Raw genomic sequence first — 15,502 nt, 5'->3', positions numbered from 1 at the left:
CAACATGAACGACAAGATCCGAGACCTGACGGTCTTGCTGCCAACCATCGAAACACCAACGCTGACCAAAGCAGAGTTGTCCGAGATGCTGTTCGAGCGACTCGGGCTCAACAAGCGTGAGTCGAAGGACATGGTTGAAGCGTTTTTCGAGCTGGTTCACGACAGCCTGATCTCGGGCAGTGATGTGAAATTGTCTGGTTTCGGCAACTTCCAGATCAGGCAGAAGGCGTCACGGCCAGGCCGAAATCCCCGTACCGGGGAGGTGATTCCCATCAATGCTCGGCAGGTGGTGACGTTCCACGCCAGTCAGAAACTCAAAGGGATGGTGCAGGGCGACATTCCCACCGAAGAGGACTTGGAGTAAAGTCTCAAACCCTTGCCAGCTGTCACTTTGCAGGTGAGGGCATGCAGCCAGTTTCGTGCGGCTGCCACGCAGAAGGGGAGACGATCGGGGCCATGGTCACCGCATCGTTGAAAAAGACGTCAGGACAACATGGAACGCGTTGATAGCGCTTTGCCGCCAATTCCCGCCAAACGCTACTTCACCATCGGTGAGGTGAGTGAACTGTGCCTGGTCAAGCCATATGTGTTGCGTTACTGGGAGCAAGAGTTCGTTCAACTCAAGCCTATGAAACGCCGCGGTAACCGCCGCTATTACCAGCACCATGAAGTGCTGCTGATTCGTCGCATTCGTGAGCTGCTGTATGAACAAGGCTTCACGATCAGTGGCGCGCGCAATCGTCTCAGTGAGATGGGGGCGCAATCTTCGCAAGTCGAATGTGAAGACGACGATGCGCTGGATGGCATGGCGGCTGGCAACGGATTTGGTGCTGGTGTGCATCCGGGGGTACTTGCTTCGCAAGCGGCCTTGACCGCAACCTCGGTGACACGAGCGCTGCAGGCCAGCTCTCCTGTTGCGGTGCTGGACGCTGCGTGGGCAGGACCTGATGTTCGTGCTCTGCAATCTTTGAATGGCGACGCTGCGGCTTCGTTGCGAGAGGCTTTGTTGTCTATCCGCGACTTGCTTGTTTGATGTTGTCAAAAAGCGAGTCGGCTTGCAAAACAGCTCCAATGTGTGCCATAATTTAATTCTTGTCGGGGCGTAGCGCAGCCTGGTAGCGCACTTGCATGGGGTGCAAGGGGTCGCGAGTTCGAATCCCGCCGCCCCGACCAAGAACGACATCGAGCCCAGTAGCGAAAGCTACTGGGCTTTTGTCATTTCAGATGTGATTCACGCCATCCACATGGATTCACACATGATGCAAATCGACCCATCCGCTCACTTGGTGCCTGTTGAGCTCGCCAAGGCGTACCGGTTGATCAACCACGGTCCAACCGTGTTGATCAGTGCAGCCCATGCGGGGCAGCGCAATGTCATGGCTGTTGCCTGGAACATGCCACTCGACTTCAATCCACCCAAAGTTGCCGTGGTGATCGACAAGGCAACGTTCACGCGCGGTTTGGTCGAGGCTTCTGGCGAATTCGTGCTTCAGGTGCCGACGGTGGACATGCTGTCGACCGTGATGGCTGTGGGGACGCAGTCTGGCCGAGAGGTCAATAAGTTCGATCAATGTGGCTTGGAAGCGCTGTCTGTGCCGCAAACACCTGCGCCTTTGATTGCCGGTTGTGCGGCCTGGTTGGTCTGCAAGGTGCTGCCGGAAGAGGCCATGGCGCAGCGGTACGACCTGTTTCTTGCAGAGGTGGTTGCGGCTTGGGCCGATCCGCGCGCGTTCAAGGACGGGCGATGGTTGTTCGGTGCCTCGGACGAGGCTGGCGCCAGCCCCAACCTGCGCAGCCTGCATCATGTTGCCGGCGGAGCATTTTTTGCGACCGGCAAGCCCTTACGAGGATGAGCGTGTGTTGTGCGATCAGCCGGTGTGGCTGCGCTTGAGTTGCTGCTGGATGGCTTGATCAAATTCTTGCTGCAGCACGACAGGAAAGGCGGCGCTGATCGAGCCGACCGCCAGTGGACGCAGTCGCTCGAACATGGCGGTTAGCGGTGCGATGGCTGCCGGATCAACCGGGATGCCCTTGGCCTTGGCTTCGGCTTCGGCTGCTGCAATGCCTTCTGCCAGAGTCAGAAACAACTGCTCGACATAGGCCCGCGCAATGATGCGGGTGTGTTTGATGAGTTCGTCTTGCAGGTCCAGTACCGTGTCCAGCGGGACATTGAGTTCTGCCAGTTGAATGCCGATGCGCTCCAGCGCCGGGCTGAGCATTTCGACTTCGTCTGGGCCAATTCGACGGTAAAGGCCGTTGCGTGACAGTCGCTCTTTCTGTTCCGGGGTGGCTGACGTTTGCCAGTGCGCGGCCATTTCCGACAGCGCTTTGCGTTTGGGGGCCTCCACCGTGAAAAACGTGGTGGAAAAAAGGTCGCTGATCAAGGAGTACTCGGACCAGGCTCCTTCCGGAGTTTTGTCCAGCATGTCCTTGATGGCCTCCAGCCTGAAACCCTGCTGACGCAGGTCGCGGATCAGCTCAAGTTTGCCAAGGTGCTCGTGATCGTAAATGCCCAGCCGCCCTTTGAGTCGGGGAGGGGGCATGAGCCCTGCCGTCTGGTACGCGCGGATGTTGCGTACGCTGACGCCGGCTTGCTTGGACAAATCCTCCACTGTCAGTTCAACCTCCGTGTGGCTGGTGCTGACTTTGGGGCGGGATTTTTTGGCGGATGAGCTGGACATCATCGTGACTGACACTGAATGCCTCGCATGATACCGGCGGGCATCTTGCAGAGTTAATGTAACATCCCGCTGTTGTGTTGATGCGGCTCTGCACTGCAGGTGTGGGGTCGCCTGAAGGACCCCATGGAAAAGATCTGGTTGAAGAATTACCCTGCCAACATGCCGCAGGAGATCGATGCGACTCAGTATTCGTCGCTGGTGCAGTTGCTGGATGAGGCCATGCGTCAGTATGCTGACCGCGTGGCTTTCCGTTGCATGGGGGCGAGCCTGACTTATGGCGAGATGGATCGTCAGTCCGCCAATCTGGCATCGTGGTTGCAGGCGCAAGGCCTGACCAAGGGCGCTCGTGTTGCCGTGATGATGCCCAACATCCTGCAATACCCGGTCGCTGTGGCCGGTATCCTGCGTGCCGGGTGCGTGGTGGTCAACGTCAATCCGATGTACACCCCCCGTGAGTTGGAGCATCAACTTCACGACAGCGGTGCAGAAGCCATCATTATTCTGGAGAACTTCGCCAGCACGTTGCAGGCTGTGCAGGCTCGCGGTCACCTGAAGCACGTCGTGGTGGCGTCCATGGGTGACCTGATGGGTACCCTGAAGGGGGCGTTGACCAACTTCGTGGTGCGTCGTGTGCGCAAGATGGTGCCTGCTTGGTCCTTGCCCGGTCACGTGTCGTTTAACAGCGTGCTGAGCAAGGGTGCAGCCAAGCCTTACACGCCCCAGCAAATTGGTCTGGACGATGTGGCCTTCCTGCAATACACAGGTGGCACCACGGGTGTGTCCAAGGGGGCGACGCTGCTGCAGCGCAACCTGCTGTCTAACGTGTTGCAGTGCGAAGCCTGGCTGACTAACGGCCTGGATACCAGCAAGATCCAGCAGCTGAACGTGGTGTGCGCCTTGCCGCTGTATCACATCTTTGCCTTGACGGTTTGCTGTCTGATGGGCATCCGTAACGGCGCTTGCATGCTGCTGATTCCTAACCCGCGCGATATCGCTGGGTTCATCAAGGAATTGTCGAGCTTCCGCTTCCACATGTTCCCGGCCGTCAACACGCTGTACAGCGGTCTGATGAACAACCCCGACTTTGCCAAGCTGGACTTCTCCAGTCTGCTGGTCACCATCGGTGGCGGCATGGCGGTTCAAAAGGCTGTTGCAGAGCGCTGGAAGGCGGTCACAGGCACCCCCATCATCGAGGGTTACGGCCTGTCTGAAACCTCTCCGGTGGCCACCTGCAATCCCAACAACATTGATTGCTACACCGGCTCGATTGGTATGCCACTGCCTTCTACCGAAGTGGCCATCCGCGATGACGACGGCAAAGACGTCGAACTGGGACAGTCTGGCGAGATCTGCATTCGTGGTCCGCAAGTGATGGCCGGCTACTGGCGTCGCCCTGAGGAAACGGCGAAGGTCATGACCGACGACGGCTTCTTCAAGACAGGCGACGTGGGCGTCATGGACGAACATGGCTTCGTGAAGATCGTGGACCGCAAGAAGGACATGGTGCTCGTGTCTGGCTTCAACGTTTATCCCAACGAAGTCGAAGACGTGGCCGTGCAGCACCCGGGTGTGTTGGAGGCTGCGGTGATCGGCGTGCCAGACAAGCATTCTGGCGAAGCGGTCAAGCTGTTCATCGTCAAGCGCGACCCTGACTTGACCGTGGAAGACGTGGCTGAATTCTGTAAGCAGCAATTGACTGGTTACAAACGTCCCAAGTACATCGAATTCCGTGATGAGCTGCCGAAGTCGAATGTAGGTAAGATTCTGCGACGCGAACTGCGCGATGCGGACCAGAAGAAGGCGGCTTAAGAATGATTCACGGTATGAAAAAGTGGGCGGCGGCAGCGCTGTCGGTTGCTGTGTTGACAGCATCGATGGCGGCTCATGCTGCCCGTGAGGTGGCGGGTGTCCAGTTTGAGGATCAGGTCACTCTCGCAGATCAGCCTTTGCAGCTCAATGGTGTGGGCCTGCGCGTCAAGATGATCATCAAGGTGTATGCGATGGGTCTGTATACGCCCCGCCGCGACACCTTGCCGGCCAACCTGATGAATCAGGTGGGGCCAAAGTCCATCCGCATCGTCATGCTGCGTGATGTGTCGGCCAATCAGTTGGTCGAGGGATTGATCACGGGTATCACCGATAACACGTCCACGGCAGAAATGGCTACGTTGCGCGCTCGTGTGGACGAGTTGGAGGCGGCCATGATGCAAGTTGGCGAGGTGCGTCGTGGGTCTGTGATTCAGCTGGACTATGTGCCGATGCAAGGGACTCGCATCACCGTGGCGGGCAAGCCCATGGGGCGTAATATCGCCGGTGATGATTTCTACCGTGCGCTGTTGCGCATCTGGTTGGGCGACCGTCCCAGTGACAAGGATCTGAAGCGCGGCCTGTTGGGTACGTCGTGATTGCTTGCGACCACGCCTACTATGGCGTGCGCAACTAAAAAGGCCGGTCACTGACCGGCCTTTTTCATGGGGACAGACTGCTCAGCACTTGATGCCCAGATGCAGGGCCACCACTCCGCCGGTCATGTTGTGGACGTCCACATGGCCGAATCCAGCTTCCTTCATCATGGCCTTGAGGGTGGCCTGATCAGGGTGCATGCGGATCGATTCAGCCAAGTACTGATAACTCTCAGCATCGCCTGCAACGAGTTGCCCCAGTTTGGGCAGGATCTTGAACGAGTACCAGTCGTAAGCCTTTTCCAGAGGCTTGGCCACTTTGGAGAACTCCAAAACCAAGAGTCGTCCGCCAGGCTTCAGGACGCGGCACATCTCTTTCAGTGCGATGTCCTTGTGGGTCATGTTGCGCAGGCCAAATGCGACCGTGACGATGTCGAATGTATCGGTCGGGAAGGGCAGTTTCTCGGCGTCGCACAGTGTGGTCGGCAGGGCAATGCCGCTGTTGAGCAGGCGGTCTCGGCCCGTGCTCAGCATTGCCTCGTTGATGTCGGTGTGGACCACCGTGCCTGACGTGCCAACGCGCTTCAAAAATGCTTCGGACAGATCCCCTGTACCGCCTGCGATGTCCAGCACTTTATGGCCTTCGCGCACGCCACTGGCGGCGATGGTGTAGGCCTTCCAGATGCGGTGAAGGCCCATCGACATCAGGTCGTTCATGATGTCGTATTTGTTGGCAACCGAGTCAAACACACCACGAACGTGCTGTGCTTTTTTTGTCTCGTCAACCTGCTTGAAACCGAAATGCGTGGTGCTCATGGTGTCATCTTACCCTTGCTCAAAGTGCGTCACTGTCTGACACGGGTGTCAGCGCACGCGCGCAGGCCATGGCGCTGGACCAGGCCCATTGGAAGTTGTATCCGCCCAACCAGCCGGTGACGTCGACGACTTCACCAATGAAATACAGGCCGGGGACCTTCTTGCTCTCCATCGTTTGCGAGCTCAGTTCGGCCGTGCTCACACCGCCAGCGGTGACTTCTGCCTTGGCATAGCCTTCTGTGCCGCTAGGGGTGATGTGCCAGGCATTGGCGGACTGCCCCAGTGACTCCAGATCCTTGTCTCTCAGCTCGGCGATGGCCGCATCGGTGCGCAGACTCGGTGTGGCCTGCTGAATGTGGTCAAGCCATGTTTGAGCCAAGCGTTGGGGGACGTCACTTCCCAAAGCGTGCCCCCACTCCGTCGAGAGCTGCTTGCGTGAACCGACCTTGGCAGATTTCAGTGCGGCAGCCAAATCGCGGCCAGGCGCAATGTTCAATGTGATGGGCGTGCCCGGCTGCCAGTAACTGGAAATCTGAAGAACGGCGGGGCCGCTCAATCCTCGGTGGGTGAACAGCAGGTCTTCCAGAAAGTGCGTGGTGGTGGTCTTTTTGCGCTTGCCGGGGGCCTCGTGGTTGGTGGAGACGTCCACCTCCAGCGAGATGCCGGCCATCGGCACAAATGCTGCCCACGACTCCGGGCTGAATGTGAGTGGCACCAGGGCGGGGCGCAGTGGCACAAGTGTGTGTCCCAATCGCGTAGCCAGGCGCTGTCCAAAGTCTGTGGCGCCGATTTTGGGGATGGACAGTCCGCCTGTTGCGATCACAACCTGGTGTGCTTCGATCAGGCCTCGGTCAGTGTCAACGCAAAACCGAGCCTTCCTTTCGACTGCGTCAACATGGTGGCGGACATCATGCACGGCACAAGGCTGCCAGCGCGTGACACCACCAGCATCACACTCACTCAACAGCATCTGCACGATGTCGTTGGCACTGCGATCGCAAAACAGCTGGCCTTTGTGCTTCTCGTGCCAGGCAATCCGATGCTTTTCAATCAGTGCCAGAAAGTCCTGAGGGGTAAAGCTGGCCAGAGCCGAGCGACAGAAATGTGGGTTCTCGCTGATGAAATTGGCTGGTGTGACTTCTCGATTCGTGAAGTTGCACCGTCCGCCGCCAGAGATCCGAATTTTTTCGGCCACTTTGGCGGAATGATCCAGCACGAGCACGCGCAAGCCTCGCTGGCCAGCTGCACCCGCACAAAACAGACCAGCGGCGCCAGCGCCAATCACCACGACATCGAAGATGGAAGACATGGGTTGAATTGTCGCTGACGCGCTTGGGTTTCTGGCGTGTGGTGGGCCATGCGCAGGGGAACTCGTCCACAATGCCTTTGATCGAATCTCGCGGTGTATTCAATCGACTGGCGTTGTGTGGCGGCTGGTTGAGTGAGTAACTGCATCACTCTTCAGAAGGAAACAGATCATGGCCATGGACGTGGTGGACTACGAAATCAAAGGCTCCGAGATGCAGTTTGTGGAGGTCGAGCTAGATCCCGGCGAGGCGGCCATCGGCGAGGCGGGTTCGATGATGTTCATGGAGTCCGGCATCGAAATGGACACGGTATTTGGCGATGGTTCGCGCCAGGAGGGCGGCTTGTTTGGCAAGTTGCTGGGGGCGGGCAAGCGGTTGATTACGGGCGAGAGTCTTTTCACGACCATTTACACAAATCAAGGTTCGGGCAAGAAGCGTGTTGCGTTTGCTGCCCCGTATCCGGGCAAGCTCCTTCCGATGGAACTCAGCAAACTGGGTGGGACGTTGATTTGTCAGAAAGACTCATTCTTGTGCGCGGCGCGCGGGGTTTCCCTCGGGATTGCATTTCAGCGCAAGCTGGGGACAGGCTTTTTCGGCGGTGAAGGCTTCATCATGCAGAAGCTGGAAGGCGACGGGTTGGCCTTCGTGCATGCCGGCGGCACGGTTGTGCGCCGCGAGTTGCAGGCAGGTGAAACCTTGCTGGTGGACACCGGGTGCGTGGTGGCTTACACCGCGGGTGTCGATTTCGATATCCAGTATGTAGGCAAGATCAAAACGGCGCTGTTTGGCGGCGAGGGCTTGTTCCTGGCTCGTCTGAGCGGGCCGGGACAGGTGTGGTTACAAAGTCTGCCGTTTTCCAGAATGGCGTCTCGTATTTTCGCTGCGGCACCTCAGGCGGGTGGGCGCTCGCGTGACGAGAGTTCGCTCATGAGCGGTGTGGCCGGCGGTTCGCTGTTGGGTGGTTTCCTGGGCGCTGACGACGAATAAGCGAGACGTGATGATCGCGAGCCCATTGGCTTTGTTGGTGTCGTCGTTTTGGCGTGCGCTGGCCTATTGTCTGTTGCCGAGGGTGATGCTGCTCTCCCTGATGCCGTTGTTGCTGGCTGCGGGCGTGTTGGGGGGCTTGGTCTGGTGGGGATGGACGGATGCCGTCGCGGGTGTGCGTGCCTTGCTGGATCACTGGTCCCTGTCTGCGCACCTTTTGTCGTGGTTGGACGCCATGGGGTGGACCCACTTGAGGTCCGTTGTGGCGCCCATGGTGTTGGTGCTGGTGGCAGTCCCGGTAGTGGTCATGGTGTGCATGTTGCTGGTATCGGCCTTCATGGTCCCCGCGATCACAGCCTTGGTGCGGGATCGACGGTTTCCTCACCTGCAAGCGCAGCACGCGGTGACGGTCTGGCAAAGCGTGCTCTGGTCTGCCAAGGCCACGCTGATCGCCTGTTTCGCGCTGGTGCTCACGCTGCCACTTTGGTTTGTCCCGATGATCGCCGTGCTGTTGCCGCCGTTGATATGGGGGTGGCTGACCTACCGGGTGATGGCATTTGATGTTCTGGCAGACTGGGCTGCAGACAGTGAGCGGCAGCAAATCCTCGCGGAGCACCGTCGCGTGTTGCTGGTCATTGGGGTGGCATGTGGTGCGTTGGGGGCAGTGCCTGGTGCGCTGTGGGCCATTGGGGCATTGGCTGTGGTGTTCGCACCGATCCTGATGCTGATCTCTATTTGGCTCTACACCTTGGTCTTTGCGTTGGGTGCGGCCTGGTTTGCTCACTATTTGTTGTCGGCGCTGGATGTTGTTCGTCGCGATGGCGGCGTGGTGTCGGGTGTGCGCCTGGATCTTGATTATTCGAAGGTGGAGACATGATTGGACTCATCATCATTGGCGATGAAATCCTCAGTGGACGTCGTCAGGACAAGCATCTCGTGAAGGCCATCGAATTGTTGTCCGAGCGTGGGATGGCCTTGAGTTGGGCAAGGTATGTCGGGGACGACCCGGATCGCATCACGGCGGAGTTGAGCGCAGCACTCAATAGTGGCGATGTGGTGTTTTCGTTCGGCGGCATCGGGGCGACACCCGATGACCACACGCGCGCATGCGCCGGACGTGCCGCTGGCGTCGAACTGGCGTTGCATCCGCAAGCCAAGGAACTGATTCTTGGTCGTTGCCAAGCCATCGCCCGAGAAGAGGGCGTTGAATTTGATCCGGCCTCCGCAGACACATTGCGTCGTCTGGAGATGGGGGTGATACCGGTTGGCGCCGACATCATTCCCAACCCCTACAACCAGATTCCGGGCTTCAGCTTGGCTGGGCGGGTTCACTTTCTTCCTGGCTTCCCGGTGATGGCTTGGCCCATGATGGCCTGGGTGTTGGATCACTGGCATGCAGCGTTACACGGCCAAGGTCGATTGGAAGAGCGCTCTGTGATCGTTCAAGGTGCCATGGAGTCTCACCTGACGCCATTGATGCTCGAGATTGAGGCTCGCTACGCACCAGTGAAGGTCTTCAGCCTGCCCAGTGTGGATCACCCGGAGCTTGGCCGACACATCGACTTGGGCGTCAAAGGTGCCGCGGGCGACGTCGAGCACGCCTTTGCCGCACTCATCGAAGGGTTGAACAAAATTGGTGCAAGCATACGCACCAAGTAAGTGCGCATTATTTTGTTAAGCTTTTTGTGCACCATTGTTGTGCGGGCGGGTGTTTGAATGTCTTTATTTCGGTTTCCTGCAGCGACATTGACCTGACATCGGTAGGCGGCACGCTTTCTGCTAGTAAACTGTCGGCTGTTTCTGATCTGGAAACAGACATTTTTTTGCACTTACACCATTAAGCCTCTGGCTAGGAGCAACTGATGGCCAACAAGACCGTCGCCGACGTGATGAAGCTGGTGAAGGACAACGAAGTCAAGTTCGTTGATTTCCGCTTCACCGACACCCGTGGCAAAGAGCAGCACGTTTCCGTGCCCGTTTCCCACTTCGACGAAGACAAGTTCACTTCGGGCCACGCCTTCGACGGTTCGTCCATCGCAGGCTGGAAGGGTATCGAAGCATCCGACATGCTGCTGATGCCGGATCCCAATACCGCCAACATCGACCCCTTCTTCGAAGAGCCGACCCTGATCCTGACTTGCGATGTCATCGATCCCCATGACGGCAAGCCTTACGAGCGCGATCCTCGCTCGCTGGCCAAGCGCGCTGAAGCCTACCTGAAGGCTTCCGGTCTGGGTGACACCGCTTACTTCGGTCCAGAGCCCGAATTCTTCGTGTTCGACTCGGTCCGTTGGGGCAACGAAATGTCGGGCAGCTTCTTCAAGATCGACTCTGAAGAAGGCGCTTGGAACACGGGCACCAAGTACGAGCACGGCAACTCCGGTTACCGTCCTACCGTCAAGGGTGGCTACTTCCCCGTTCCTCCCGTTGATTCCGGCCAAGACATGCGCTCGGAAATGTGCCTGATCCTGGAAAGCCTGGGCATTCCAGTTGAAGTGCACCACCACGAAGTGGCCAACGCTGGTCAAATGGAAATCGGCACCAAGTTCAGCACGCTGACCGAGCGCGCTGACTGGCTGCAGCTGCAAAAGTACGTGATCACCAACGTGGCTCACGCTTACGGCAAGACTGCGACCTTCATGCCTAAGCCTATCGTGGGTGACAACGGTTCCGGCATGCACGTTCACCAGTCCATCTGGAAGGACGGCAAGAACCTGTTCGCTGGCGACGGCTATGCTGGTCTGAGCGAATTCGCTCTGTACTACATCGGCGGTATCATCAAGCACGCTCGTGCTCTGAATGCCATCACCAACCCTGGTACGAACTCGTACAAGCGTCTGGTGCCTGGCTTCGAAGCCCCTGTGAAGCTGGCTTACTCGGCCAAGAACCGCTCGGCCTCGATCCGTATTCCTTACGTGGCTAACCCCAAGGGCCGCCGTATCGAAGCTCGCTTCCCCGATCCTTCCGCTAACCCCTACCTGGCCTTCGCTGCACTGATGATGGCTGGTCTGGACGGCGTGGAAAACAAGATCCATCCGGGCGAAGCCGCTACGAAGGACCTGTACCATCTGCCTCCCGAGGAAGATGCGCTGGTGCCAACCGTCTGCCACAGCCTGGATCAGGCTCTGGAATACCTGGACAAGGACCGTGCGTTCCTGACCAAGGGTGGTGTGTTCACCAACGAATACATCGACGCTTACATCGATCTGAAGATGCAAGAAGTGACTCGCTTCCGTATGGCGACTCACCCCGTCGAATTCGACATGTACTACGCTCTGTAATCCTTCTTGGGATTTCGGATCGGGTTCATTCGAACTCACAAAAGGGCGACGCGAGTCGCCCTTTTTTTGTTGTCGTTTGTTTCTCGCCTCATGTGCCTGCAAGGGGTGGGGCATACTGCCAAAACCGTCAGTAGACGCTGCATCCGTGCAGTACAGGAACGCATCAAAATGAAGTCGTCGAAGAAGTCTCTTCGTTGGGGTATTCAAGCCGTGTGCGCACTGGCTTCTTTGGTTGTTGTGCCTGTTCATGCGCAACAAGACAAGCAGGTGTACCGTTGTCCTGGCAACCTGTATACCGATGCCCTGTCTCCCAAAGAGGCCTCGGCGAAAGGCTGCAAGACATTGGATGGTGCACCCATCACGGTGATTCAGTCGGTCGTTCCGCGTGGGGCGGCGCCTGCAAAGACCTCCGGTGCTGGCAGCGAATCCAAGGTGCAGTCGGAAGATCAGAAGGCGCGTGACGCCGATGCTCGTCGTATTCTGGAAGCTGAGTTGCGCAAGGAAGAGGAAGCCTTGGCTGCTCTCAAGAAGGAATACAACAACGGACAACCCGAGCGCAAGGGCGATGAGCGCAACTATCAAAAATACCAAGAGCGAGTGGAAGCCATGAAGGCATCCGTGACACGCAAGGAAGCCGATGTGGCAGCCTTGAAGCGAGAGTTGGCGAAGTTTGGTGTGGCCCCTTGATTTCACACTCGCGACACAGGTAGTACCCAATATGAGCGCTGTGAAAGCTTCGAACGCAGAAATAGAGATGAGTGATGGCCGCGATGGCTTGCCGCCGGGCATCGACGCGTTCGATTACTTGGGCACCATGGTGCTGGTGGTGGACGAAGTGGGTCGTTGCCGCTTCGCCAATGCAGCATTTGAAGAGGTTGTTGGCGCCTCTCGCCGGTCAGTGCAGGGGGTGTCCTTGTATGACTGGTTTGTGGATCAACCCACCATGCGAGACGTTGTGGCGGGTGTGATGCAAAAGGCTTACGCCACAAGCCGTGTGCATGCTGAGTTGAAGCGGCACCCCCATGTGACGGCGGGCGACCCCTTGCCGGTTCAGGTCATCGTGACACATTTGAATCACGGTGATCTGATCTTGGTGGAGTTGGTCGAAGTCGAACAACAGACCCGTCAGGAGCGCGAAGAGCGTGTGCTCGACCAGGCGCAGGCCAACAAGGAATTGATTCGCAACTTGGCCCACGAGATCAAGAACCCTCTGGGGGGGATTCGTGGTGCGGCGCAGTTGCTGGAAATGGACTTGGAGTCGCCCAGTCTGACTGAATATACCCAGGTCATCATCCATGAAGCGGATCGGTTGCAGTTGCTGGTGGATCGTCTGCTGGCGCCACATCGACGGCCGCATGTGGTCAGTGATGTGAACATCCACGAGGTGTGTGAGCGTGTGCGCTCGCTGATCCTGGCGGAGTTTCCCAAAGGCATTCGTGTCCAGCGTGACTACGACACGTCGCTGCCGGATTTCCGGGGTGATCGTGAGCAGTTGATTCAGACGGTGTTGAACATCGCGCACAACGCGGCGCAGGCCTTGGTCGATCGCATGGCGTCGGGCGACGCCTTGTTGATTTTCCGAACTCGGGTGGCCCGGCGCGTCACGATCAACCGGCAACTGCACAGGTTGGCACTGGTCTTGCATATTGAGGACAACGGCCCGGGAATCCCGGAGTCCATCCGTGATCGCATTTTTTACCCGCTGGTGTCGGGGCGGGACGGTGGCTCTGGTCTGGGTCTGACTTTGGCGCAAACTTTCGTTCAACAGCACCAAGGCACCATCGAATGCGAAAGCGAACCGGGGCGGACGGTCTTCAGGATCTTGTTGCCCCTGCTGTGAAGGCGAGGTCGCGCGGCGCAGGCGGATGGGTGCCACACACAGTAGGCCAGCATGAAACCCATCTGGATCGTTGACGACGACCAATCCATCCGCTTTGTGCTTGAGAAGGCACTGGCACGTGAGAACCTGCCGGTTCGCAGCTTCACCAATCCCCGCGATGTGCTGGCGGCGTTGGATGAAGACGAGCCTCAGGTGCTTGTTTCCGACATTCGCATGCCCGGTGGCTCCGGCATTGACTTGCTCAGCAAGGTCAAGGCGCGCCTGCCTGGTTTGCCCGTCATCATCATGACGGCGTACTCTGACTTGGACAGCGCCGTGTCGGCCTTCCAGGGCGGCGCGTTCGAATACCTGCCCAAGCCATTCGATTTGCCCAAGGCGGTCGAGTTGATCCGCCGTGCGGTCGAAGAGAGCGTGCGCGAGGAGGTCAACGACGAGCGCGTGACGCAGATGCCCGAGATGTTGGGGCAGGCGCCTGCCATGCAGGACGTGTTCCGCGCCATCGGGCGCCTGAGCCAGAGTAACGTCACGGTCTTGATCACTGGTGAGTCGGGGGCTGGCAAGGAGTTGGTGGCACGCGCACTGCACAAGCACAGCCCGCGAGGCAATGGCCCGTTTGTGGCGATCAACACGGCGGCGATTCCCAAGGATCTGCTGGAATCGGAGTTGTTTGGTCACGAGCGCGGGGCGTTCACGGGTGCGCAGACCATGCGACGGGGACGCTTTGAGCAGGCCGATGGCGGCACCTTGTTCCTCGATGAAATTGGCGACATGCCGTTCGATTTGCAGACGCGCTTGCTGCGTGTGCTCAGCGATGGGCAGTTCTATCGGGTCGGCGGTCATCACCCCATCAAGAGCAATGTGCGCGTTATTGCCGCGACGCACCAGAATCTGGAAGAGCGGGTGCGTTTGGGTGGCTTCCGTGAGGACTTGTTCCACCGCTTGAACGTGATCCGTCTGCGCTTGCCACCGTTGCGCGAGCGCCGTGAAGACATTCCGACCCTGGCCAAGTTCTTCTTGCAGAAGAGTGCCAAGGAGTTGGGGGTGGAGGCCAAGCGGATTTCGGATCCAGCGTTGGCCAAGTTGACCATGTTTGACTTCCCTGGCAACGTTCGCCAGCTTGAAAACATCTGCCACTGGCTGACCGTGATGGCGCCTGCGCAGGTGATCGAGAGCAAGGACTTGCCGCCTGAACTGCTGGAGGGCAAGGTGGCGGCGACTTCCTACGCTGCACCAGAGGCGGCGCCTGTGGTCGCCCATACTGAGCCCGAGCCGGCGCATGCCCCAGACGTCTCCGCACCCGTTTCACAACCTGTCTTTGCAGGTTTGAGTGGTGCGCAGCATGATGCGTCGACAACATCCGTCGTTGCGGATGGGGCGTCGGCCTCTTGGTTGCAGGACCTGGAGCGTGAGGCTCGCAGCCGACTGGAAGCCGGGCAGACGGATGTGTGGGACGCGCTGACTCGACAGTTCGAAGCCAGCCTGATTCACACAGCACTGGATTTGACGCGTGGGCGTCGCATCGAAGCGGCTCAGAAGCTGGGCATTGGCCGCAACACGATTACACGCAAGATCCAGGAACTCGGTATAGATGAGTAAAAGCGCTTCAGGGAACTTGGCTCTGGGCTAAAGTGTCAAAGATGACAGCCACCACTTCATGGGTGAGGTGGTGGTGAGCCTTAAGCAAGAGGTTTTCGAGAATGAAGCAAGCGATGCAACTGGCAGCCAAGGGGCTGACCGTCCTGTCTTTGTGTGTGTTGGCGGCGTGCTCAACCACCAGTCCTGACGTCATCAAGCCGGGTGATGCACAGCGCATGTCCCAAGTTCAGGATGCGGTGGTGCTGAACGTGCGTCCTGTGGTGGTCGAAGGTAGCCAGAGCGGTGCTGGTGGTGCCACGGGTGCGGTCATCGGTGGCATCGCCGGGGCCGGTTCGACGGGTAACAGCCGCGGCTCAGCCATGGCAGGTGTGGCCGGTGCAGTGGTCGGTGCCGTGGTGGGGAATGCCGTGGAGCGTTTCGGCACCCGCGAAGATGCGGTTGAAATCCTGCTGCAACTGTCCAATGGTGAGCGCCGAGCCATCGTTCAGGCCAAGGGCAATGAAACCTTCAACCCGGGTGATGCCGTCATTTTGGTGACCACCGGCGGCAAGACCCGTGTGATGTTGGCACCGAAAGTGACCAAGCCCTGATGTGA

The 15,502-nt window shown here is 58.5% G+C and carries 16 protein-coding genes and 1 tRNA gene; 14 read left to right on the top strand and 3 right to left on the bottom strand.

Annotated features, from left to right (window positions below; all coding sequences use genetic code 11):
- Positions 1 to 4: 4 nt before the first annotated feature.
- The 4 genes from ACOYNB_RS06960 to ACOYNB_RS06945 all read left to right on the top strand — a co-directional run bounded on the left by ACOYNB_RS06960 (position 5) and on the right by ACOYNB_RS06945 (position 1,853).
- Positions 5 to 364, top strand: a complete 360-nt coding sequence (locus tag ACOYNB_RS06960) for an integration host factor subunit alpha (protein WP_422838391.1) — start codon at positions 5 to 7, stop codon at positions 362 to 364.
- A 129-nt stretch (positions 365 to 493) separates the two neighbouring features.
- Positions 494 to 1,033 (top strand): MerR family transcriptional regulator, encoded by a 540-nt coding sequence (locus ACOYNB_RS06955; RefSeq protein WP_422838390.1) that lies wholly within the window; start codon positions 494 to 496, stop codon positions 1,031 to 1,033.
- Positions 1,034 to 1,096: 63 nt separating this feature from the next.
- Positions 1,097 to 1,173 (top strand) — tRNA-Pro (locus ACOYNB_RS06950).
- A gap of 86 nt (positions 1,174 to 1,259) precedes the next feature.
- Positions 1,260 to 1,853, top strand: a complete 594-nt coding sequence (locus ACOYNB_RS06945; protein WP_422838452.1) for a flavin reductase family protein — start codon at positions 1,260 to 1,262, stop codon at positions 1,851 to 1,853.
- Positions 1,854 to 1,868: 15 nt separating this feature from the next.
- Here ACOYNB_RS06945 and ACOYNB_RS06940 read toward each other — a convergent pair whose 3' ends face one another.
- Positions 1,869 to 2,684, bottom strand: coding sequence for a MerR family transcriptional regulator (locus ACOYNB_RS06940; protein WP_422838389.1), 816 nt, complete (start codon positions 2,682 to 2,684; stop codon positions 1,869 to 1,871).
- Between the two features lie 120 nt (positions 2,685 to 2,804).
- On the opposite strand from ACOYNB_RS06940, the gene ACOYNB_RS06935 reads away from it, so the two are divergent.
- Entirely contained in the window at positions 2,805 to 4,490 is a 1,686-nt protein-coding gene (locus ACOYNB_RS06935) for a long-chain-fatty-acid--CoA ligase (RefSeq protein ID WP_422838388.1), read from the top strand.
- A gap of 14 nt (positions 4,491 to 4,504) precedes the next feature.
- Positions 4,505 to 5,086 carry a chalcone isomerase family protein gene (locus tag ACOYNB_RS06930; protein ID WP_422838387.1) on the top strand — a complete coding sequence of 194 codons (582 nt, stop codon included), beginning with the start codon at positions 4,505 to 4,507 and terminating at the stop codon, positions 5,084 to 5,086.
- A gap of 81 nt (positions 5,087 to 5,167) precedes the next feature.
- Here the strand turns inward: ACOYNB_RS06930 and ubiE are convergent, their stop codons facing one another.
- Positions 5,168 to 5,899, bottom strand: a complete 732-nt coding sequence (gene ubiE, locus ACOYNB_RS06925; RefSeq protein ID WP_422838386.1) for a bifunctional demethylmenaquinone methyltransferase/2-methoxy-6-polyprenyl-1,4-benzoquinol methylase UbiE — start codon at positions 5,897 to 5,899, stop codon at positions 5,168 to 5,170.
- 19 nt (positions 5,900 to 5,918) lie between these two features.
- The gene (locus ACOYNB_RS06920) at positions 5,919 to 7,208 is read right to left on the bottom strand and encodes an NAD(P)/FAD-dependent oxidoreductase (RefSeq protein ID WP_422838385.1); all 1,290 of its coding nucleotides are present in this window, start codon (positions 7,206 to 7,208) and stop codon (positions 5,919 to 5,921) included.
- A 169-nt stretch (positions 7,209 to 7,377) separates the two neighbouring features.
- Here ACOYNB_RS06920 and ACOYNB_RS06915 point away from each other — a divergent pair, with 169 nt between their 5' ends.
- From ACOYNB_RS06915 to ACOYNB_RS06880, 8 genes are all read left to right on the top strand, one after another.
- Entirely contained in the window at positions 7,378 to 8,193 is an 816-nt protein-coding gene (locus ACOYNB_RS06915) for a TIGR00266 family protein (RefSeq protein WP_422838384.1), read from the top strand.
- A 10-nt stretch (positions 8,194 to 8,203) separates the two neighbouring features.
- Positions 8,204 to 9,067 (top strand): EI24 domain-containing protein, encoded by an 864-nt coding sequence (locus ACOYNB_RS06910; RefSeq protein ID WP_422838383.1) that lies wholly within the window; start codon positions 8,204 to 8,206, stop codon positions 9,065 to 9,067.
- Positions 9,064 to 9,849, top strand: a complete 786-nt coding sequence (locus tag ACOYNB_RS06905; RefSeq protein WP_422838382.1) for a competence/damage-inducible protein A — start codon at positions 9,064 to 9,066, stop codon at positions 9,847 to 9,849. Before ACOYNB_RS06910 ends, ACOYNB_RS06905 begins: the two co-directional genes overlap by 4 nt.
- A 203-nt stretch (positions 9,850 to 10,052) precedes the next feature.
- Entirely contained in the window at positions 10,053 to 11,471 is a 1,419-nt protein-coding gene (gene glnA / locus ACOYNB_RS06900; RefSeq protein WP_420817544.1) for a type I glutamate--ammonia ligase, read from the top strand.
- 168 nt (positions 11,472 to 11,639) lie between these two features.
- On the top strand, positions 11,640 to 12,158 hold the full coding sequence (locus tag ACOYNB_RS06895; protein ID WP_422838381.1) for a hypothetical protein: 519 nt from the start codon (positions 11,640 to 11,642) through the stop codon (positions 12,156 to 12,158).
- A gap of 67 nt (positions 12,159 to 12,225) precedes the next feature.
- On the top strand, positions 12,226 to 13,311 hold the full coding sequence (glnL, locus tag ACOYNB_RS06890) for a nitrogen regulation protein NR(II) (protein ID WP_422838380.1): 1,086 nt from the start codon (positions 12,226 to 12,228) through the stop codon (positions 13,309 to 13,311).
- Positions 13,312 to 13,362: 51 nt separating this feature from the next.
- Positions 13,363 to 14,907: a nitrogen regulation protein NR(I) gene (gene ntrC / locus ACOYNB_RS06885; protein ID WP_422838379.1), complete on the top strand. Its 1,545-nt coding sequence runs from the start codon at positions 13,363 to 13,365 to the stop codon at positions 14,905 to 14,907.
- A 101-nt stretch (positions 14,908 to 15,008) separates the two neighbouring features.
- Positions 15,009 to 15,497: a hypothetical protein gene (locus tag ACOYNB_RS06880; protein ID WP_422838378.1), complete on the top strand. Its 489-nt coding sequence runs from the start codon at positions 15,009 to 15,011 to the stop codon at positions 15,495 to 15,497.
- Positions 15,498 to 15,502: the final 5 nt, after the last annotated feature.

It is taken from the genome of Aquabacterium sp., from assembly GCF_049317225.1.
Classification (GTDB): Bacteria; Pseudomonadota; Gammaproteobacteria; order Burkholderiales; family Burkholderiaceae_C; genus Aquabacterium.
The sequence above is the reverse complement of the archived record's forward strand: the minus strand, read 5'-3'. Positions and strand labels throughout refer to the sequence as shown.